The 19,023-nt window shown below is 63.2% G+C and carries 14 protein-coding genes, 1 tRNA gene and 1 pseudogene; 6 read left to right on the top strand and 10 right to left on the bottom strand.

Annotated elements, in window-relative coordinates:
• Nucleotides 1-99: 99 nt before the first annotated feature.
• A complete protein-coding gene (locus tag AC0IY1_RS12465; RefSeq protein ID WP_471769894.1) occupies nt 100-5,721 on the bottom strand; it encodes a beta strand repeat-containing protein in 5,622 nt (1,873 codons plus the stop codon).
• Between the two features lie 661 nt (nt 5,722-6,382).
• Between AC0IY1_RS12465 and AC0IY1_RS12460 the strand changes: the two genes are divergently transcribed.
• From AC0IY1_RS12460 to AC0IY1_RS12450, 3 genes are all read left to right on the top strand, one after another.
• Nucleotides 6,383-7,033, top strand: coding sequence for a Crp/Fnr family transcriptional regulator (locus AC0IY1_RS12460; RefSeq protein WP_471769893.1), 651 nt, complete (start codon nt 6,383-6,385; stop codon nt 7,031-7,033).
• 160 nt (nt 7,034-7,193) lie between these two features.
• The gene (locus AC0IY1_RS12455; protein WP_471769891.1) at nt 7,194-7,433 is read left to right on the top strand and encodes a DUF6894 family protein; all 240 of its coding nucleotides are present in this window, start codon (nt 7,194-7,196) and stop codon (nt 7,431-7,433) included.
• 557 nt (nt 7,434-7,990) lie between these two features.
• Complete coding sequence (locus AC0IY1_RS12450; protein WP_471769890.1) at nt 7,991-8,980, top strand: hypothetical protein; 990 nt, start codon at nt 7,991-7,993, stop codon at nt 8,978-8,980.
• Between the two features lie 32 nt (nt 8,981-9,012).
• On the opposite strand, the gene AC0IY1_RS12445 is transcribed toward AC0IY1_RS12450, so the two are convergent.
• From AC0IY1_RS12445 to AC0IY1_RS12430, 4 genes are all read right to left on the bottom strand, one after another.
• Nucleotides 9,013-9,381 carry a cupredoxin domain-containing protein gene (locus AC0IY1_RS12445; RefSeq protein ID WP_471769889.1) on the bottom strand — a complete coding sequence of 123 codons (369 nt, stop codon included), beginning with the start codon at nt 9,379-9,381 and terminating at the stop codon, nt 9,013-9,015.
• A 199-nt stretch (nt 9,382-9,580) separates the two neighbouring features.
• The gene (locus AC0IY1_RS12440; RefSeq protein WP_471770006.1) at nt 9,581-10,030 is read right to left on the bottom strand and encodes a Ros/MucR family transcriptional regulator; all 450 of its coding nucleotides are present in this window, start codon (nt 10,028-10,030) and stop codon (nt 9,581-9,583) included.
• A 951-nt stretch (nt 10,031-10,981) separates the two neighbouring features.
• The gene (locus AC0IY1_RS12435) at nt 10,982-11,377 is read right to left on the bottom strand and encodes a response regulator (protein WP_471769888.1); all 396 of its coding nucleotides are present in this window, start codon (nt 11,375-11,377) and stop codon (nt 10,982-10,984) included.
• Nucleotides 11,368-11,571, bottom strand: coding sequence for a hypothetical protein (locus AC0IY1_RS12430; RefSeq protein ID WP_471769886.1), 204 nt, complete (start codon nt 11,569-11,571; stop codon nt 11,368-11,370). The genes AC0IY1_RS12435 and AC0IY1_RS12430 overlap by 10 nt, the downstream gene beginning before the upstream one ends.
• 374 nt (nt 11,572-11,945) lie before the next feature.
• Here AC0IY1_RS12430 and AC0IY1_RS12425 point away from each other — a divergent pair, with 374 nt between their 5' ends.
• On the top strand, nt 11,946-13,019 hold the full coding sequence (locus AC0IY1_RS12425) for an HD domain-containing phosphohydrolase (protein WP_471769884.1): 1,074 nt from the start codon (nt 11,946-11,948) through the stop codon (nt 13,017-13,019).
• A 112-nt stretch (nt 13,020-13,131) separates the two neighbouring features.
• Here AC0IY1_RS12425 and AC0IY1_RS12420 read toward each other — a convergent pair whose 3' ends face one another.
• Complete coding sequence (locus AC0IY1_RS12420) at nt 13,132-13,479, bottom strand: hypothetical protein (RefSeq protein WP_471769882.1); 348 nt, start codon at nt 13,477-13,479, stop codon at nt 13,132-13,134.
• Nucleotides 13,480-13,801: 322 nt separating this feature from the next.
• On the opposite strand from AC0IY1_RS12420, the gene AC0IY1_RS12415 reads away from it, so the two are divergent.
• Nucleotides 13,802-13,907 (top strand) — tRNA-OTHER (locus AC0IY1_RS12415).
• Between the two features lie 515 nt (nt 13,908-14,422).
• Here AC0IY1_RS12415 and AC0IY1_RS12410 read toward each other — a convergent pair.
• A pseudogene (locus AC0IY1_RS12410) lies at nt 14,423-14,939 on the bottom strand (hypothetical protein).
• Nucleotides 14,940-15,554: 615 nt separating this feature from the next.
• On the opposite strand from AC0IY1_RS12410, the gene AC0IY1_RS12405 reads away from it, so the two are divergent.
• The gene (locus AC0IY1_RS12405) at nt 15,555-15,683 is read left to right on the top strand and encodes a hypothetical protein (RefSeq protein WP_280137557.1); all 129 of its coding nucleotides are present in this window, start codon (nt 15,555-15,557) and stop codon (nt 15,681-15,683) included.
• On the opposite strand, the gene AC0IY1_RS12400 is transcribed toward AC0IY1_RS12405, so the two are convergent.
• From AC0IY1_RS12400 to AC0IY1_RS12390, 3 genes are read right to left on the bottom strand one after another with little or no spacing between them, the layout of a single operon-like run.
• Nucleotides 15,673-16,506 carry an ATP-binding cassette domain-containing protein gene (locus AC0IY1_RS12400; protein WP_055955597.1) on the bottom strand — a complete coding sequence of 278 codons (834 nt, stop codon included), beginning with the start codon at nt 16,504-16,506 and terminating at the stop codon, nt 15,673-15,675. The genes AC0IY1_RS12405 and AC0IY1_RS12400 overlap by 11 nt on opposite strands.
• A 41-nt stretch (nt 16,507-16,547) precedes the next feature.
• A complete protein-coding gene (locus tag AC0IY1_RS12395; RefSeq protein WP_082513158.1) occupies nt 16,548-17,924 on the bottom strand; it encodes a lysine N(6)-hydroxylase/L-ornithine N(5)-oxygenase family protein in 1,377 nt (458 codons plus the stop codon).
• A complete protein-coding gene (locus tag AC0IY1_RS12390) occupies nt 17,921-19,003 on the bottom strand; it encodes a GNAT family N-acetyltransferase (RefSeq protein ID WP_471769880.1) in 1,083 nt (360 codons plus the stop codon). Before AC0IY1_RS12390 ends, AC0IY1_RS12395 begins: the two co-directional genes overlap by 4 nt.
• Between the last annotated feature and the right edge of the window lie 20 nt (nt 19,004-19,023).

Genomic DNA, 19,023 nt, shown 5'->3' with positions numbered 1-19,023 from the left:
GATACTGACGCTCGCGTAGCCACCGAAGATTGTGCTTGCATGTTTGTAACGTTCGTTTTCAAGTGATAGCTTGATGAGGTGTGAAGCTTAAGCGGCGCTTTAGAACTCGCCCGCCAAGCCTGCCCGCACGCCCTGTTGATTGGCTTGGCTGTAGCTGTAGCCGGCCGTGAGAGCGATCGGGATTGCGGTATCGAGCCGGTGTGCCAGGCCGATGCCGCCGGCCCATTCGCCTCGGAACGTGGCACTGTTGACCGTCCAGCTTGTCTTGCCCGGCTGCGAAGGCATCGAGGCCGAGGTCATCGCCATGGCAGCGGCAATGCCCTGACGCGCTTCTCGACGCGTTGCCGTGGCGTACTGACTGACGCCACTGATCTGTGCGCCCAAGACACCAACTTGGTTCGCCAGGTTCGCGATATGGCCCGGTCCATAGTCGGAGGTTGCCAGATTGCCGGAGGCATCAGCCGTCACGAAGTTTGTAGAGCCCGTCTGCGCTGCCCTGCTCTGAGCGGAGCCGACACCCGCCAGTGTGTAGCTGTTGCGCTGGGCTCCGATCGCGACCTGATTGGCCCGCGTTGTGGTCACGCCAGCCCCAATCGCCATCGCGTTGTCCTGCTTGGCCACGGCACCTCGGCCAAGCGCGACGCTGTCAGTGCCTTCAGCACTGGCATTCACGCCGATGGCTGTAGCACCTGCGCCGCTCGTGTTGGCCGAGCGACCCAACGCCGTGCTGTTCTCGCCTGTGGCACTGGCATAGGCGCCAAATGCCGAGGCTTCGTTCCCGCTGGCCAGAGTGTTGAAGCCGACAGCGGTCGTCGGGTCGGCCACGGCCCGTGCGCCGTAGCCGATGGCCGTGGCCCCATCCCAGGTCGCTTGAGAAGCCGTGCCGATGGCTGTCGCGGCAGCCGCCATCGCCTGGCTTCCTTGTCCGAAAGCCGCGCTGTCGACGCCACTTGCCATGCTGCTGGCACCCACCGCGGTTGTTCGATCGCCTATAGCATCGCTGTCGTTGCCGATGGTCGTGGTGGCGACGCCTCGTGAGTTGGTCATGGAACCCACGGCGACGCTCGCGCTCCCGATAGCCTTGGCGCCATATCCGCTCGCGTAGGCATCAGTGCCGGAGGCGATCGGCTTTGCGGCACCCCGGCTGTTGTTTGCCCGTACGGGGAAGTCCTGAAGCTTGGCCTCGACAGCCTGCGCCGTCGTGTTGAGCTGGCCAAGGTTGACCGCGTCACCGGCGGCTTTGCCGTCGGCGACACCGCTGACCTGACGCGGTCCTTCCGTGCCGGACACGTTGACAACCGTGCCTCCGACCTGTGCCGCGACGTTGACGGATCCGCCCGTGCTCGTTGGCTGTACCGTAACGCCTCCCCCGCCCGTACCGCCCTGCAGCGAGGCGAGCTTCTGCGTCACCGCACCGATCTCCGAGCTGTTCCGAGCCAGAGCCGTATCGACGGCGCTCAGGGCACTGCCAACATCCGCGTAGGTACTGCCGCGGATGGTGTAGCTCGGCCCCGTCCAGCCAGCCGCGGCATCGAAGCGGGCTCCGCCGCCGAGCATACCGGCCAGCTGCGTGTTGGTGGCAAAGAGCTGCCCACCGTTAATGGCATCGGTCGAAGCACTGCTCAAGCCGCCGCTGGCGACATGGACGATGCGCCGTTCGGCCCCGACACGCCCGACCGAGAGCGTATCGGCCTGATCGGCGAGCGAGCCGTTCCCCAGGGCAATGGCGCGGTCTGCCGTGACCTTTGCGCCCTGGCCCAGCGCGAGGGCATCGCGTGCGGTGACGGACGGCGTCGCCAAGCCGGACTGATTGCTCGCGGCTAGCGGCAAGTCGCCGATGCGCGCGCCCACCCCCGTCACCGCCGCGTTGAGCTGCGCGACGTTCACCGCATCGCTGCCGGTCGTGCCAGCGGTGAGTCCGGTTAGTTTCCGCGTGCCCTGTGAGCCGTTGAGATCGACGACGCTGCCGCCGGTGCCTGCCGCCACCGTGATGTTGCCGCTGGTGACGTTCTGCTGCACGAGACCGATCGTGCCATCGTCCAGGCTGCCGCGCAGTGCCGTCAACGAGGTCGAGATCGTGCTCACCTGCTGATTGGTGCTGTAGAGCTGCCCTCCATTGACTGCATCGGTGGAGCCCGCTGCGATCGTGCCACCGGCCACGTTGACGATGCGGCGCTCAGTTCCTGCGGCCCCGACCGAGACCGTATCAGCCTGCGTCGCCACCGAGCCACTGCCGAGCGCGACCGAGCGCGCTGCGCCTGCCGAGGCGCCGTAGCCCAAGGCAACGGCATCGCCTCCCGTGGCCGCGGCGATCGACAGGCCGGATTGACCGTTGATGGCAATACCCGGTGAACTGCCGGTGCTTAGGTTCGTCAAGGCTGCGCTGAGCTGGCTGACATTGACGGCATCGTTGGCGCTGAGACCGCTGGCGACGCCCGTGACGCGCCGATCACCCGCGCTTCCGGACAAACTGATCTGAGTGCCGTTCGTAGCCGCACCGACGCTGAGATTGCGGCTCGTCGGATCCTGCTGCACGAGCCCTAGGGTACCACCGGCGATGCCGGACTGAAGGCTGGTCAGGTTCGCCGTCACGCCCGTCAGGTTGGTCGTGTTCGTCGTCACCTGTCCCTGGAGGCTCGTGACCGTGGAGGCATTGGCTGAGCTGGCGCGCTGCAGGGCCACGATGTCGGTGCTGTTCAGGCCTGTACGTTGATCGAGGGCCCCAATGGCTCCTGAGACGGTGCCATAGCTAAGCCCGGCAACCGTGAAGGTGGGGGCCGTGAACGTTCCAGTGGCAGCGTCGAAGGCAGCACCCCCACCCAAGGTTTGGCCAAGGCTGGCGAGCCCTCCCTGCACGCTTGCGACCCGGCCAGCGGTCAGTGCCAGGGCCTCGTTAGCCGCGTAGAGCTGCCGCCCGGTGACGGCATCGCTCGAGCTAGCGGATACAGTCCCATCGCTGACGTTGACGATGCGGCGCGTTGCAGTCGTGGTTCCAACCGACAGGGTGTCGGCGGCATCGGCGATTGAGCCAGCACCGAGAGCGACGCTGCGGGTACCCGTGGCCAGGGAGCCGTAGCCGAGGCTGACCGCATCGCGCCCCATCGCTTGTGGCAAAGTAAGACCCGAGAGATTGTTGCTGGCGAGGGCCGTCACGCCACCGCCGCCGATCCCTGCCACGATGGTGTTGAGCTGCGCCAGGTTGACGGCATCGTTAGCGCCCGTTGCGGCAGCAACGCCTGTCACACGACGATCGGTGCTCCGGCCTGCAACACTGACGAGGTTTCCGCCCGTATCGCCGGCAACGGTGACGGGTCCGGCAACGCCATTCTGCTGCACAAGGCCGACGCTGCCGTTGGCCAAGCCGATCTGCAGGTTGGCAAGGCTGCTCGCGGTGCTGGCCAGGCCGCTCGTGTTCGTCGTGGTCTGCCCCTGAAGCGTGATCAGGTTCGCGGTGTTGTTGGCGATCTCGCTTGTATGAGTACTTACCTGACCCTGGAGGCTGGCGAGACCGGCGGCATTACCGGCCACGGCCTGGTTCGTCGCTGAGAGCTGTCCGCCATTGACCGCATCGGTCGAGCCGGCTGCAACGCTACCGACGGCCACCCCTGTGACCTGTCGAGGGCCTGAGGTCCCGGCAAGGCTGATCCGGCCACCATCGCTGCCACTGCCGACCGAGAGTTCGCGGGTGATCGCGTTCTGCTGTACGAGACCGATCGTCCCGCTCTGTACGCTGGAGCGCAGGGCGGTGAGATCGCCCGTGGTGCTCGCCAACGACGTCGCCGTCGTCCCGAGCTGACCTTGCAAGGTGCTCAGTGAGGCGTTGAGATTGGTGGCCGTACTCGTGAGCTGGCCTTGTACGCTGGTGACGGCCGCAGCGTTGCCCGCTAGCGTCTGGTTCGTGGCGTTGAGCTGCGCTCCGTTCACGGCGTCCGTCGAATTGGCACTGACGGTTCCGGATGCGATCCCACTGACCTGACGTGCACCAAGCGTCCCAGCGACGCTGACGCGCGTGCCATCCGTGGCCGCGCCGAGGGTCAGGGTGCGGCTGGTTGGATCCTGGCTCACCAGGCCGAGGGAACTGCTGCCGACGACGTTCTGCAGGCTGGTAAGACCCGCGGTGTTCGAGGCAACCTGTTGATTGGTGGCGTAGAGCTGCGCACCGTTGATGGCGTCTCCTGAGCCACCGGCGACAAGGCCGGGCGCCAAGCCATGGATGCCAACGGCGCCAAGCATACCGCCCTTACTCAAGTCGATCGAAGCGGTCGCCGTGCCGTTGCTTCCGCGGACGTACTGCACGGACAAGGTATCGAGAGCCCCCAGAGCCCCGCCGACCGAAGCGTATGAGGTCCCGCCGATGCTGTAGCCCGGAGCTTGATAGCTGCCCGTCACAGCATCGAAGCTGGCACCGCCCCCCAGGGATGATGCAAGGGACTGGCCGGAGGCGCGTAGCTGCGTGAGATTGACCGCATCGTTGCCGTTGAGGCCCGCGCTCACGCCGCTGACACGACGGTCTCCACTGAGTCCGGAAATGCTCAGGAGCGTTCCGTCGGTGCCCTTTCCGATCGTCAGTATACGCGTGACGGCATCCTGCTGAACGTGGTTGGGCAGGCCTGTGACCTGATCCTGCAGGCTCTGCAGGTTCGCCGCCGTGGTCGAGATTGCCGTGGTGTTGCCAGTCAGGCGAAGGTCAAGCGCACCGAGGGCCCCACCGACGTTGTTGTAGGAGCTGCCTTGAACGGTAAAGCTCGGGGCCGTGAACAGCCCGGTGGTAGCATCGAACTTGGCACCGCCTCCAAGTCCATTAGCGAGATTGCTGCCGACACTGGAGAGCTGCCGCAGATTAACGGCATCGGTTGGCTTCGTCCCACCCGCGACATTGACGATCTGCCGCTCGGTACCCGCATCCCCCACCGAGACCGCGCCGCTGGTCGACGCAACCGTGACGCCGCTGAAGCTTTCGACGGCTCCGGAAAGCCCGGCACGATTGGCAACGGACCCGCTGCCGAGCGCAACCGAGCCGGGAGCGCTGGCCGCACTCCTTGCGCCAAGACCAAGTGCAGCTGTGGCGGTACTGCGCGCGTCGGTGCCCAGCGCGATGCCATCGTCGGCACTGACGCTACCGCGCAGGCCGATCGCGAGGGCTTGATTGGCCGTGACGCTCGCATTCGATCCTAGCGCGAGCGCATCGATTTTGCCGGCTGCCGTGACCGCGCCACTCCCTAGAGCGATGGCAGAGACGTCGCCAGCATCGGCCAGAGTTCCAGTGAGACTACCAAGACCGGTTATGCGACCGCCACCGATCGCCAGCCCCTTGTTGGCATTTAGGACGAAGCTAGATGCGGTCAGATTGCAGCTGGCTGGACTGGTGGCGCTGACCAAATTGCCGTTGGCATCGAGAACACCCACGCGCAGTGTAACGTCAGACAGAGGCGCAATGACACCTTGATTGATGTTATCGACCAAACCCGTCAATGTTGTGCTTACTGCGCCAAGCAGCCCTCCTGAAGCAATAGGGGTGGGCGCCGTCAGATGCGGCAAACGAACGCCGAGACCTGCGCAGACGTCAACAATGCCAGAATACTGCGCATGAGCAGATGATGCATATGCGGCTGCAACAAGGCTCGTGGAAGATAAAATTATTCTTCGAACGCTCCGCGATTTATTTGAACCAGCGATTCTTCCTTGAGCGAAGACAGTGGCTTCCGGCGACCTGATACACATCGAAGTTCGACTCACCAAACCGTGATATGATCGAAGTTAATAATCGAGGTGGTTAATCAGGATTTAACAACCGGAAACGTGCGCAAGGGTTGCCAGAAATCGTGCCATTAGAGGCAAAAGCGCAACAGTCGTTTGCTTGAAATGGTCAAGCTCTCAGAGCGTGCTTTCTGATCCAGGCGAGAGCGTATCCCCAACAATGCGGCCGCCTAGAATTGAATGCAAAATATCCTTGTTTGGTATCAATCTAAATTGTGAGTCAAAGGAACAAAATACATTGATTTTCTTGCTAAAAAGATTTATTAGAAACTTCAATATTTAATTTGTATTTCGGTTTACCTGAAATCGATGCGAAAATTATCGATACTCGGATCGATACAGTGAATAATTTCAAAGTAAATTTCGGATAGCGAGGGAGGTCCTTTTTTTGTTGCTCACTAGATGTTGAGAAGATTTCTGCTATAAATCCATTTATATTATCCCTTAAAGTTGTAACAACTATAAATAGCACGGTGTCATTTGCGATATTGATATTTTCAGGTGAGGTATATTATTGACTGCTCCTAAAAGGAATAAACTCTTATGCGCCATGATTACCCCACTTATTAAGAAGTTCGAGCGTCGCTTCGTCCTCTCCGATACGGAGATAGCCGCGCTAGAGAGCTTGGACACGATCCTCCTGAAGGTACGCTCCCGGAAAAGCTCTCTGCTGGAAGGAGATAGTCCTGAGTACGTTCATGTGGTTCACAGTGGATTTGCCTGCCGCTACAAAGCTTTCCCAGACGGCAGTCGGGTGACCGTGGGCTTCCTCATCCCTGGAGATATCTGCGATGTTAATGTGTCGACCCTCGGGATGATGGACCATTCCATTCGTACCCTCAGCGAATGCGAATTTATCCGAATTCCACGGGAAGCCGTAGGTGGCCTCGTGGCCAAGCATCCCACCCTCGACCGCGCTTTTCGGTGGGCCGCACTTCTAGATGAAAGCATCTTGCGTGAGTGGCTTATCTCTTCGCGACGTCGTTCGGCCGAACAGCAGATTGCGCATCTCTTTTGTGAATTCTTGGTACGACTTCAAGCCATTGGTGTGGTAGACCAAAACAGCTACCACTTACCTTTGACGCAGGCCGATCTCAGCGATGCCACTGGGCTAACGACGGTTCACGTGAACCGCATGCTTCAGAGACTTCGTCGAGATGAACTCATCGAATTCAAAGAAAAAAACGTTCGCGTTCTCAATGTTGAGGGCCTAATGAACTTTGCTGATTTCAATATCAGTTATCTTTCTCTTGAGCCTACGCTATCTAATACTTAATAATTGTTGAATGGGCTTTTTGACTATCCGGTCGAAGCGGTCTATTCTCGCGATCACGGTGGCTCCTGGCATGGAAGAATTTCAACTGATTTAGCTTTGATCCCTGGTGCCCTCGATCAGGAGACCTATGTGGTCTCACTTAATGCACCCGGAGTATTCTATGCCTCGCTACTTCTTCGATACGTACGATCGCGTGATGACGCGTGACGAGGAAGGCACGGAGCTTACTGGCCCGCATGAGGCTGCTCAAGAAGCAAAAAAGCTCTTACCGCTGATCGCGGCGGGTGAAGTGCCAGCTGACGGGGAGCATCAAGCATTTACGGTTCTAGTGACAGACGAGGAAGGTCGTTCCATCTACTCAGCCGCATTGTCTTATGTAGGAACTTGGCTGATCCGGTAACGAAGTCGCCCTTGGCGCTCTGCTTCAGCTTGGCAGCAATAGCGGACAGGATCATGGGCGGCCTCCGGTTCGGAAGGCGCCCTGCTGGCCGTTTGGTCAACGCCGAGTAAACGCCAGCGCTACCGCGTTTGCGACACGCCCGCGACAGACGCAGGTTGAGCATGCGACCGTCAGCGGAATAGCGGGAGCCCCGCTCCGAGCAGGCATAGGCCCCCGATCAATAGGCCGCCGCCAACGCCTTCGAGGACAGCCTGTTGCTGTGGCCGATGCGCAGCGACGCCAGCCGAAATGACCCCTGACACCAGACACACAAAGCTCAGAACCGCCATTCGCATCTCCCTGCCTGTTTCTCGCAGGCAGGGATTAAACAAAGGGCCCCGGGCGGATTAACCATCTGAAAATGCCGGTTAACAATTCATTAGCGTCCAAGGGAACTTTGTAGGAACCTACTCAGGCGGGCAGGTGCCCGCCTACGTACCCTCGAGCATCTCCTCATGCGTCTGCTTGGTCCCAGCTGGCTCCCCTCACGGCTGGCGGTATGCCTGTCTGTGCCTCTGATGCTGCTGGGGGTTGGTAGCGCGAGCGCGCATGTGAAGTGGTTCTGCGCCTACGATGTAGCTGGCCAGCCACGCGGTCTCGAACAGGTGCTCTGTGCCGAGTTCGAGTGGCTCGTCGGCCTGTCCCTCGTCTGCCTGATGGCCGGCTGCCTGATGGAAGGCACGCCGCTCGGAACGTACCTGCTCAACGCCCTCGACCGGGTGACCTCGCGGCTGCGCACGGACACGACCCTGCTGGTCCGAGCGACGCTAGGCTTCTTCTTCGTGTCGCTGTGGAACCTCGGCGGCATCATTCTCACACCTGAGCTGAAGACCGACCTCTCCTGGATCCCGTGGCTGCAGCTTGGCATCGCCACGATGCTGATCTGGAAGCAGACGCTCCCCCTCGCCGCCCTTGGCATCGTGTTCCTGTTCGGCTTTGCCACCTGGAACTACGGTGCCTTCCACCTCGCCGATTATCCGGTCTTTCTCGGCATTGCCGCCTACCTGACACTCGTCAGCTTCGACCGCACCCTGTTTGGCCTGCGTCCCCTCGACGTGGTGCGGTTGAGCGCCGCCGTTACCCTGATGTGGGCCTCTGTCGAGAAGTGGGCCTATCCGCACTGGACCGATCCGCTGCTGACGGCCAAGCCCGAGATGACGATGGGCTTCTCGAACGAGCTGTTCATGAATGCGGCTGGCGTGATCGAGTTCACCCTCGCCTTCGCACTGATCTGGACCCCGCTGGTCCGTCGCATGAGTGCGATCATCCTGACCGCGGTCTTCGTCTCAGCGGTGTTCGAGTTCGGCAAGGTCGATGCGATCGGTCATTCCGGCATCATCGTCGTACTGCTTGGCATCGCTGCTGACGATGCCCGTGTCGCAGTGAGAGTCCGAAGCACAATGCTGGTGCCTGCCTACTATGGCGCTGCGCTCGCGACCTTCCTCGTTATATACTATACGAGCCACTCATTTCTTTACGCGACTATTAGCGGCATGCCGCTCCTCTGAAGAACGATGCAACTGGAGCACTCAGCGAAGCATCAGTCCACCCGAACAATCAGCTTCATTTTGGGATGGACAGCGCACATCACGACGAAGGTACCACTCTTGGTAAACGTCATGTCGACCCTGCTGCCCGGGGCTTGATCGCCAGTATCAAAGCTAAAGTCATCGGTACTGAGATAGGCATGATGAACGAGATCACCGTCATCGTTGACGAACGTGATGGTTCCACCTCTTTGTATGCGCGTCTCGCTTGGCTGGAATGTTCGACCTTTTTGGCTGATCATGTAAGCCGCACTACCCAAGCCAGCGAGAGCTACACTCGTAAGCACGCCAGAGATAGCCGCGAAGCCTGCGAAACCTAGAACCGTGTGTTTCTGGTAAGCCATGAAGCGGGTGATGTTCATCGCAAAGTATCTCAAGCAGCTAAATCGCAACGTCGGAGCAGTAGCAGGAGCTGAGTAACAAGACATATCCCTTACGACTTGACCTACCCGTAAAATTAACGAAAACCGAGCCCTTCGAGCCAGGCAGCGGGTCTTGGCGCTGCCTGGGAACCGGACCCCAGCCCATGAATGGCTGGGGTTGACCCCACCCTTCCTCGCTTCAAGCAACTTTTGGCTTCCGACCGCGGCGCTTCGGCGCCTCCGACGCTGTCTCATCAGGCTCAGCAGCCTTTGCCGCGGCCTTCCGGAAGCTCCCGAGCCCCAGCGAGCGAGCAAGCTCGGAGCGCTGTGCCGAGTAGCTGGTACAAGTCATTGGGTAATCGACAGGCAGGCCGTACTTCGCCCGGTAGGCCTCTGCCGAGAGGCCCCGAAGGCTCAGATGCCGGCGCAGCGTCTTGTAGGGCTTGCTGTCCTCGAAGCTGATGAGCGCATCCGGCGTGATCGACTTCTTGATCTGAGCCGGCGAGGGCTTCTCAACCTCATCCGCGGCTGCCGTAGCAGGCCCGCTGAGCCCTTTAAGGGTCTGATGCACAGATGTAATCAGCTCGCCGAGATCGGTGGGGCGGACTGGGTTATTCGAAACGTAGGCCGACACGATGTCGACCGTCATGTCGACGTAACCGACAGCGGCATCTTGAGAGATGTCTTCTTCGAGAGTGTGCAGCACGTGAGATCCTTGTGGTCTGATGGTTCCGCGATCGTCCCGCAAAGAAGCACAATGCGAGCCAAGACATTGATCAGATCCGACATCCTGATGTAGGCAGATCTGCCGCATCTAGATCGTAGGGCACGCTACCGCGGAGCGTGTCCATGTTCTCTCAGAACTGCGGTTGCTGGTCGTAGACCAGATGGGACAAGACAAGGTAAAGCTCTTTGAGCCTGCCTGGTGTTGCGCCGGACTGGCTTGGTCCCTTTCGACAGCGAGTGTCGGATCAAAGCCCAGAGTGCCTGGTGCTCGGGGCCACCGGCGTCGAGGCTGAGGAAGATCGGCAGAGCTATGTTGGCCACGTTGCCGCCTGAGGGCTCGTTGGCCGTGTGACGCACGAAGGTGTAGCCCGAGGAGGCGTCGACCACGAGGTCCCATCGGTCCCCGTTCGAACTGGCATACAGCTTACGCACATGCGCCTCTTGGCTTCGTGCTTCCTACCTTGGTGTGCTTGGCGTTTCAGAGCTTCGGCAGCGTACCGGGCATGTGCCGAACTGCCAGCCGGCAAGCCAGCGACCTCGCACCAGGCTGTGAACGTCTCTGGCTTGATCGCCACTCGCACGACCTCGATGCCGCTACACTGCACTTCCCGCTCGACCTAAACGGTGCGAGTGCGCCACGCCTCGCAGCGAACCGGTAGCTTGTCCCCGCTAGATAGGCTCTGGCAAACCGCGTCGGCGTGCTCCGAAGCATACCAAGGTGGATGACGTGAAGCGGATCCTGGCCCAGCCGGTGGCGTGACGACTTGGCCGCTATGCGGTGCCTCGACGGAATGCGAAGGGGCGCGAGTGAACTGGTCTCCCATGACTCTCACAGAAGACCCACCTTGGCCCGCTTCGGCGGGTCATTTTCGTTTCATCCCAACGAAGCAGGCTTCTTCTCGTCCGGTATGATCCGTCGAAGGTGCTCACGCACGATCCCGGCAGAGAAGGGCTTCGGGATGAAGCAAGCCGAATCCGGCAGATCACCAGGGGCTGGCTGGTAGTGCCCTGAAGCGACGACAATGCTGATGTTGGGGTAGTCCGAGGCCACCTTGCGTGCCAGTGCGAACCCGTTGAGTTCTCCGGTGAGACCCACGGACGTGAACAGAAGGGTCAATGCTCGCCCGTGTTGGCGAAGGATGTCGAGGGCTGCATCACCCGTCGCAACGTCCAACACCCTAAACCCCGCGTCTTCAAGGATGGTCGTGGCGTCCATTCGGACAAGCTGATGCCCTTCGACGAGGAGGGCGAACGAGGCGGTCATCCCCATGTTGCGACCTGTCCGCGCGTAAGCATGGCTTGGAAGCGTTGGTCCCGGATTGCGTGCATGATCTTGTCGGCCTCGACGTGCCGGGCGTCGTTGCGGAGGGCAACAACGATCTCTTCGAGGCAATCGATTAACGATTCGATCTGATCGAGTTGGTTGAGGATCACCCGAGCCGGGTCGTTCTCATCAAACACCATCCGGTCGGGTCCTCGACTTCTGATCGAGTTCGATCCCTAACATGGTCAGAAAGTCGTCGGGCATCACATGATCGTCGGTGCCGGCTAATCCATAATCTGGCCTGAGAAGATTAGCGTGACCGTGTAGACGATCTTTTGATCTTCATCACATTCCGCCTCCGACCCATGAGTAGGGGCTGCCCAAAGCCGTTTTTAGTAAACGGACGATTGTCGCCTCGAAGAATAATACCGCGACAATCCGAAAGCTGAGGATAAGCGCGCTGCGTTCAGGCTTCGGCAACGCTCCGCATCCCATTCAGGAGATGTTCGTATCACGGGTATCGTCAGAATGCCCTGATGCATAAGGGGGGCTACAAAGCCTGGAATACCGACTGATGCGGGCACTCGTCCTCGACGACGCCGAGATGAACAACCTGCTGGTGGTCGCCGCTCTGCGACCCATCGTAGGATGTATAGCGCATGACTTCACCGTGCCGGCGGATGCGCTCGACTTCGCTCGGTTAAACGCGGCCGAAATCGGCGTCGTGATCACCGACTACGATATGCCCGGCATGAATGGGATGGAGTTCATCCGGGCGGTCCGGAGCATTCCGGAGCTTGCCAACGTCCCGACGGTCATGGTCACCAGTCTCGATCAGCGCAAACTGCGGCGCGAGGCCCTGGAGGCCGGCGCCACCGACTTCCTGACCAAGCCCGTCGACCCGGTCGAGGTTTGTGCCCGCGTCACGAACCTGCTTGCACTCTCGAAGGCGCATCGAGCCCTTCAGGACCACGCCGCACAGCTCACCCGGGAGGTCGCAGCCGCTGTCGCTCTGGTCGAGGATCGTGAGCGGGAGATCATCTCCACGCTGATGCGAGCGGCCGAGAGCCGGGACACAGACACCGGCGACCATATTGCCCGGGTCTCGGCGTCCGCGGGGCGGATCGCGCGGGCCCTCGGCCTTGCGCCCGACGAATGCCGTTTGATGAGCTTGGCGGCGACTATGCATGATGTCGGCAAAATCGCTGTGCCGGATGCCATCCTGCTCAAGCCAGGCCTGCTCACGCCCGAGGAACGTCGGGAAATGGAGCTGCACGCCGAACGGGGACAACGCATTCTCGGCAGCAGTGCTTCTGCCGTCATGCGGTTGGCGGCGGAGATCGCTGCCACCCACCACGAGCGCTGGGACGGCACGGGCTACCCCTATGGCCTGCGGGGCGAGGCGATCCCCCTCGGAGGCCGCATCGTCGCCGTCGCCGACGTGTTCGATGCCCTTACCTCAAAGCGCCCCTACAAGCAGGCTTGGTCGCACAGCAATGCCTTTGCCCACCTGCGCGAACAGGCGGGCAGCCATTTCGACCCGCGCTGCGTCAATGCATTTCTCAAAGCCCATAACCAACCGCTCCTGGCGGCCGGTTCGGCGGTGGATGAGAACCAAGATTGCGACGCGGTCCGGCTCGCATCCTGAGAGACCAACGAGTCCGGCAAATCTCGATCGATATGCAGACGGTCAACGCGGTTGAGGCGCCCTGCGGGATCTCCCCGGCAATGCCAAAAGCAAGGCGCCTCGGGAAGCGAAGTCAGGAGGATGTGTCGAACACGGTGTGAGCAGCATGCATCCTGAGCATTACGCGCTCGACGGCCGCCCGGGTGAACTCCTCGATCAGTTCCTCCGGGGTTGCCATGTCTCTAAAACGCTGAGCCTCTTCTCGGAGTTTCACGCCCATTGATGCAACAAGATCCTGAAGTTGTGGGTCACTGACATCACCCCTTGCCAGCGCTGCAAGTTCGCTGCCGTAGTCATCGCCAGCCTTCAGGCCTTGGGCTCGCCATTCAGCACGATCCAGGTCTGTAACTGTTCTTTCCTCAACCGGCACCGTAGCCGCCCTTCTCGTTCGTCGGGTGCCGACTTGGCGAGTGATCGTCATAGCCACCTGTTTCCGGACCCGGGTCCTGAGATGGGGCAACGCGGCCAGGCGAGGTTGGGCCGGCCTCGGCCTGATCGTCGCTGACGCGGGGTTCGACCAGGGGCTTGCCCTTGGGCGGCACGTTGAGAACGGGGGCTATCGTCTTATCGTCCGAAGCCATGACACACTCCATCATCCCGGTATCCTGCGAGGCAAGAAGCCACGGGTGCTGGAGTTCCCTCCGGTGTCACTCCTGTTCGGGCCGGAGTTGAAGCGACGTGCCAATCGTGACCGGCAGGTTCGTTATGGCAGGGGAGGGCGGACAGAACAGTAGTTAGCACAGAGCTAGCGCAGCGCATCAGAGACGCGTGCGCGATCAATGACTTAGACACGCTCGCGCGCAGATCATAATCCTTGTGTCGGGGGTTCAAATCCCTCCCTCGCTACCAATGAATTCAATAACTTAGCAGAAAAATCTTCACTGAAATCTAATGAAACTTTCGCTGGGTCGCAATTGGGTTGCCAAACCCGTGCGGCCCAGTCGCATTTTCCGTCCCTTCTATTCCGCTCGAAGTTCGCTGCTTGGTGGAAGAATTCGAGTACCTGCGATGGATCGATTACGCCTTCCCGCGAATCGATTCCTTCGTAGCAAGCAAAGCTGCAGACGCCGAGGTAGGCCCCCAGAGTGCTCCTCTGCTCCTCCGCTTCCGGCGGGAAGTCGAGGTTGCCCGCGGCTAACATTACAGTTGCGTTTTAATGTGTGATGTCCGTCGGGTGGCTGTCCTGGGCTTCAGGCCTTGTCGTCGCCGTTTGCGGTCTGAGGTACGGCGTTTGAGATGGGCTTGGCGAGCGGCGGCCTGATGCGCCCGTCGCCGGAGCGACCCTGCGATGACGTGAGCGGGCTGGATGCGCCGCTGCGCGAGTCGGACCGCGATGCGGCGGATCTCCTGCACCGACCCGCGGATCAATGGGCGTGTAGTCTCGTCCGAGCCGGTCTTTTTGGGGGCAGTACGTTGGCGTGATGGCGGATCACCGCCAGCAGGGCGAAGGCCATCATCACCAGGCTGACGGGTCGGTGCCCGCCGTGCCAGGAGCGGGTCTCGTTGTGAGCGAGCCCGAGTTCGGTCTTGGCCGTCTCGAACGCATCCTCAATGCTCCAACGTCGTCCCTCGACCGCCACCAGGGTCTGGATCGGCGTGCCGGCCGGGCACCAGGTCGTGAAGTAGGCCAGCTCGGCGTCAGCCAAGCTGCGCCGGATCTTGACGCCAAGGCCCAGGATCGCCCGCGGCTTCCGCCCGCATCCAACCGGTCTTGCGCCGCTCCGCGCCGAACCGTCCGTCCAGGACAGCACCCGCCGCGGCGGCGACCCGCTCCTGGGTGAACAGAGGCCGCCTGCGCCCCTTCCCGTCTCGCAGCGCCGAGGCCCACAACTCCAGCGTCGCCTCGATAGAGATCCCGGTCGTCCATGATGCGCGAATCAGGGTGAGGCAGGGATTCAGAACCCCATCAACAACGTAACTGTAATGCTAGGGTTGAGACGGGATCGCCGGAGGCGCATCCACTCCCCGAATATGGTCACGCGAGCCGTGACTTCTCGAGCCGCGCCCCCCGCGACCTACCCGGACAGGCGAGAGGGCTGGTCGAGCAGGGGGGCGCGGCGTGGGGCGGTTCATGCGCTCGCCCGGGCAATGAGCCCCAACGCGATGGCGCGGCCCCGCCCGGCGGCGATCATGCAGGCGTTGGTGCGTCGCCGGCGGGGACCCGTCAGGAGCTCCACGAGCGTCCCGCACGAACCCGGAGCCCAATTCGACGGTTCACGCCGCCGGATGGTGCGCGCGAAAGTTGGCGGCGTCGGGAACACCGTGCCGTGGTCTAGGCCATGCTCCTGCACGAGGCCAAGCAGACCTTCCCAGCCCCCGGCACGGGACCGACGGATGGAGATCCGGGGGGCGTTCCTTCAGGGGGAGAACCCTCCGGAGAAGCCTTCCGTCGTGTCCCGATCTAAGTCCGCCGAAGGAAGACCAGGCGCGTGGGTTGCAGATCCCCCGGAGGCTTCCCGCCTATCCTTCATGGGAAAGGAATCGATCGGAGCGTACATGGCCATGGTGCTCCGGCCAAAGGGCAGGCAGGACCGCATCGACCTGAAAGTGCGCTTGCTTCGGTTTCCGGGCTGGGACCTTGCGCCCTTCGCGCCGTCGGCGGCGATTGCCGGCGTCACCGGGTGAAGCTGATGGGGATGCCTGTGTCCGGGTGCCGGAATATCCCCATGCGAATCCCGTAGACGGCTTCCAGTGACTCCGGCGTTAGAAGGTCGTCCGGGGAGCCGCGCCGAATGAGGTGCCCGCCGTGCAAGGCGAGGATCTCGTCGCAGTAGCGGGCCGCCAGGTTGATGTCGTGCAGGACCACCAGCACCGTGACGCCGCGCGCATCGGCCAGGCGCCGGACCAGGGCCATCACCTCGACCTGGTGCGCGACGTCGAGGGCCGAGATCGGCTCGTCGAGGAGGAGGCAGCCGGCATCCTGCGCCACCAGCATGGCGAGCCAGACCCGCTGGCGCTCGCCCCCCGAGAGGCTGTCGACGAGACGCTCGGCGAAGGCCTCCGTGCCGGTGAGCGCCATCGCCTCCGTGACGATGCGGCGGTCGGCGGCGCCGATCCGCCCCAGGGCTCCGTGCCAGGGATAGCGGCCCATGGCGACGAGCTCGCGCACCAGCAGTCCCGGCGCCTGGGGCGTCGCCTGCGGCAGGTAGGCGACGGCGCGCGCGAAGGCCCTGTCGCCCCAGTCGTCAAGGGCGCGACCCCGGAAGCCGATGCGGCCCCCGCTCGGGCGCTGCTGGCGTCCCAGCAGCTTGATCAGGGTCGATTTGCCGGAACCGTTATGCCCCACGAGGCCGACGACGCCCCGGCTCGGCAAGTCGAGGGTGAGGGGAGCGAGGAGCTGGCGCCCGGGCACCACGAACGACACCCCATCGAGCCGATAGCCCACCGCGTCCCCCGCCGGTGGGGCGGCCCCGGGGGCTTCGGCGGGTGGAGAGGCTGTGGCGATCATCCGGGATGGTCCGTCGGGGCGTGAGGTCGGGCGGGGCGGGATCAGGCCGAGGCGCGGACCGGGGGAGCGTCCCTCAGCAGCGCCTGCGCGATCTCCTGCCCGCGAACCACCAGGATGGAAAGCAGTGTGTCGCTCAGGCCGTGGCTCTCCTCGCTGAAACCCTGCAGGTAGACGGCCGGCTCGAAGCCGGGCCGGGTCCGCAGGCGGTAATCGCGATCGACGCCTCCGTCCGCGAGGTAGGGCTCCAGGGCCGGCATCAGGGACCGGACCCGGTCGCGCCGATAGCCGGTGGCCAGGATCACCGCGTCGTAGCGGTCCCGGCGGCGGGCGCCCTCGGCCTCGTCGACGAGGTCGAGCGCGACCTGCGGGCCGTGGTCGGTCACGGCCTCCACGCGGGTCCGCCGGTACAGGGCGTGCCGGGCCGCGCCCACGACCTTCTGCTGGTAGAGGATCTCGTAGATCCGGGTCAGGAGATCGCCGTCGATCACCGAGTAGTTGGTGCCGCGGAATTCCTCGATCAGCGCGCTGCGGCCCGGATCGGGCTGGCCATAGACGAAGTCGGTGAAGTCGGGATTGAAGATCTCGTTGACGAAGGGGCTGTCGTCGGCCGGCTTCAGGGCCTGGCCGCGGAAGATCATGTCGATCCGTGCGCCCGGCAGCCGGCTCTGGAGGTCGAGGAACAGCTCGGCGGCGGTCTGGCCGGCGCCGATCACGGCGATGCGCGGCGAGGGGCCGGCGAGGGGGAGCGCCTCGATGCTCCGAAGGTAGCCTGAGGAATGAAACACGCGCGGATTGCCATGCAAGCCCGCGAAGGCCTCCGGGATGCGCGGCTCGCCGCCCGTGGCGAGGACGACGGCCCGGGTCCGGCGGCGACGCTCGCGCCCAGCGCCGTCCGCCGAGCGCACGACGAGGTGGCGCACCGTCTCGCCCGTCCGCTCCGGCTCCACCGCCAGGACGGTCTCGCCGTAGTCGCACCGGTCGGCGAAGTGGGACGCCACCCAGCGCAGGTAGTCGTTGAACTCGATCCGGCTCGGATAGAACGACTTGCGGTTGATGTAGTCGGTCAGCCGGCCGTGCACGTGCAGGTAATTGATGAAGCTGAACGGGCTCGTCGGGTCGCGCAGGGTGACGAGGTCCTTCAGGAACGAGATCTGCATGCCGCTGTCGGGGAGCAGCATGCCACCGTGCCAGAGAAACTCGGGCTGGCGCTCCAGGTAGCGCACCCGGGCGGGGCGTCCGCTTCGGCGGCCGGCCTCGTCGAGGGCGATGGCGAGAGCGAGGTTCGACGGGCCGAAGCCGATCCCGATCACGTCCTGCACGGCGCCGTCCGGTCTCTCGCCGCCGAAGGTGAACGCCTCGGACTCAGCGGCCGGGCTTCGAAGGCCCAGGGCGGCGTCGGACTGATAGCCTTCTGTCATGCGGCGGCTCCCAGCGCGCGGTCTGCGATTGTCGCGTCGTCCCCGCGCGCGGGCTGCGCCTGCGGCGGGTTCGGCGCCCACAGCCGCTCGCCGAAGAAGCGCTCGCGCAACAGCATCACCAGGGCGGCGCGCTTGTGCGGGAAGTCGAAGGTCTTGATGCGGGCGAAGCCCGAGCGTTCGAGGTTGCGCAGCTGCTGGACGTGATCGGCCCGGGGCTCGCCGACGATCCGGTCGGTGCGCGCATCGTCGAGGAAGAGGGCGTGCATCAGCGAGGGCAGCCAGGCGGAGACGTAGGGCCGGCCACGGAACCGGTCCTCGCCCACCAGCACGTGCCAGCCGCGATCGTAGTCGCGCACCTCGTAGAACGGCGCGAGGCGGTTCTCCTTGGCCCAGTACACCTCGAAATAGCCGAACGGTTCGTCGCCGAAGCTGCCGATCAGGGGGAGCATGTGCGGATCGGCGATGAGGCCGGCGAGGTAGGCCTCGTGCTTGGCGCGGGAACCCGCCTCCGCCCAGACCGCGTCGACGCGCGGGTCGTTCATCCAGCGGTGCAGCCGATCGACGTCGTCGAGGGTCGCCGCCCGGAACGCAACCGACTGTCCGAGCCAGGGGATGAAGCGCCGATAGAGGAGTCCCGTAGGCTTGGGCGCACGCAGGGGATGGCGCCGCCCCTCGGTCATCACCGGCATGGCGGGGAAGTCCCGGCGCGACGGGTCCGCGAGCCAGGGCTCGGGGCGCTGCCAGAGCAGGGCGGCATGGACCGCGAGCGCGTCCCCGTCACCCACCGCGAGGCCCGCGGCGCGCAGGGCCGGCACGAGATCCGCGGCGCCCGCGAGGTCCAGACCGATCCGGTCCTGGTCCGGATGGGCCGCCGAGACGGCCTCGAACGCGGCCATCAGGGCGGGCAGCGCGGTTGCGGCGTCCAGGCCCTCCCCATCCTCGAAGGTCAGGCGGACGGGGCTGGTCCCGGACAGCCGCAGGCGCAGGGCCACACGGTCGTCCGCCACGACGCTGAGCTGTTCGCCGGCCTGGTGGACGATCCGGGGGCGGCCGGCCGCCTCTCCGGCGCGAAAGGGCATGGGGGTTCGCAACATCGGCC

The sequence above is a fragment of the Methylobacterium sp. AC690 genome (genome assembly GCF_979256535.1).
This window is presented reverse-complemented; position numbering and strand designations above follow the sequence as displayed.

What these genes read in the sequence shown, in the direction of transcription:
- AC0IY1_RS12405 (WP_280137557.1), top strand. Translation starts at nt 15,555, where the DNA reads ATGGCCATGGTGCTCCGGCCAAAGGGCAGGCAGGACCGCATCGACCTG.
- AC0IY1_RS12430 (WP_471769886.1), bottom strand. Translation starts at nt 11,571, where the DNA reads ATGGTGTTTGATGAGAACGACCCGGCTCGGGTGATCCTCAACCAACTC.
- AC0IY1_RS12465 (WP_471769894.1), bottom strand. Translation starts at nt 5,721, where the DNA reads ATGTGTATCAGGTCGCCGGAAGCCACTGTCTTCGCTCAAGGAAGAATC.
- AC0IY1_RS12395 (WP_082513158.1), bottom strand. Translation starts at nt 17,924, where the DNA reads ATGACAGAAGGCTATCAGTCCGACGCCGCCCTGGGCCTTCGAAGCCCG.
- AC0IY1_RS12425 (WP_471769884.1), top strand. Translation starts at nt 11,946, where the DNA reads ATGCGGGCACTCGTCCTCGACGACGCCGAGATGAACAACCTGCTGGTG.
- AC0IY1_RS12400 (WP_055955597.1), bottom strand. Translation starts at nt 16,506, where the DNA reads ATGATCGCCACAGCCTCTCCACCCGCCGAAGCCCCCGGGGCCGCCCCA.
- AC0IY1_RS12435 (WP_471769888.1), bottom strand. Translation starts at nt 11,377, where the DNA reads ATGGGGATGACCGCCTCGTTCGCCCTCCTCGTCGAAGGGCATCAGCTT.
- AC0IY1_RS12455 (WP_471769891.1), top strand. Translation starts at nt 7,194, where the DNA reads ATGCCTCGCTACTTCTTCGATACGTACGATCGCGTGATGACGCGTGAC.
- AC0IY1_RS12440 (WP_471770006.1), bottom strand. Translation starts at nt 10,030, where the DNA reads ATGACGGTCGACATCGTGTCGGCCTACGTTTCGAATAACCCAGTCCGC.
- AC0IY1_RS12445 (WP_471769889.1), bottom strand. Translation starts at nt 9,381, where the DNA reads ATGAACATCACCCGCTTCATGGCTTACCAGAAACACACGGTTCTAGGT.
- AC0IY1_RS12450 (WP_471769890.1), top strand. Translation starts at nt 7,991, where the DNA reads ATGCTGCTGGGGGTTGGTAGCGCGAGCGCGCATGTGAAGTGGTTCTGC.
- AC0IY1_RS12390 (WP_471769880.1), bottom strand. Translation starts at nt 19,003, where the DNA reads ATGCCCTTTCGCGCCGGAGAGGCGGCCGGCCGCCCCCGGATCGTCCAC.
- AC0IY1_RS12420 (WP_471769882.1), bottom strand. Translation starts at nt 13,479, where the DNA reads ATGACGATCACTCGCCAAGTCGGCACCCGACGAACGAGAAGGGCGGCT.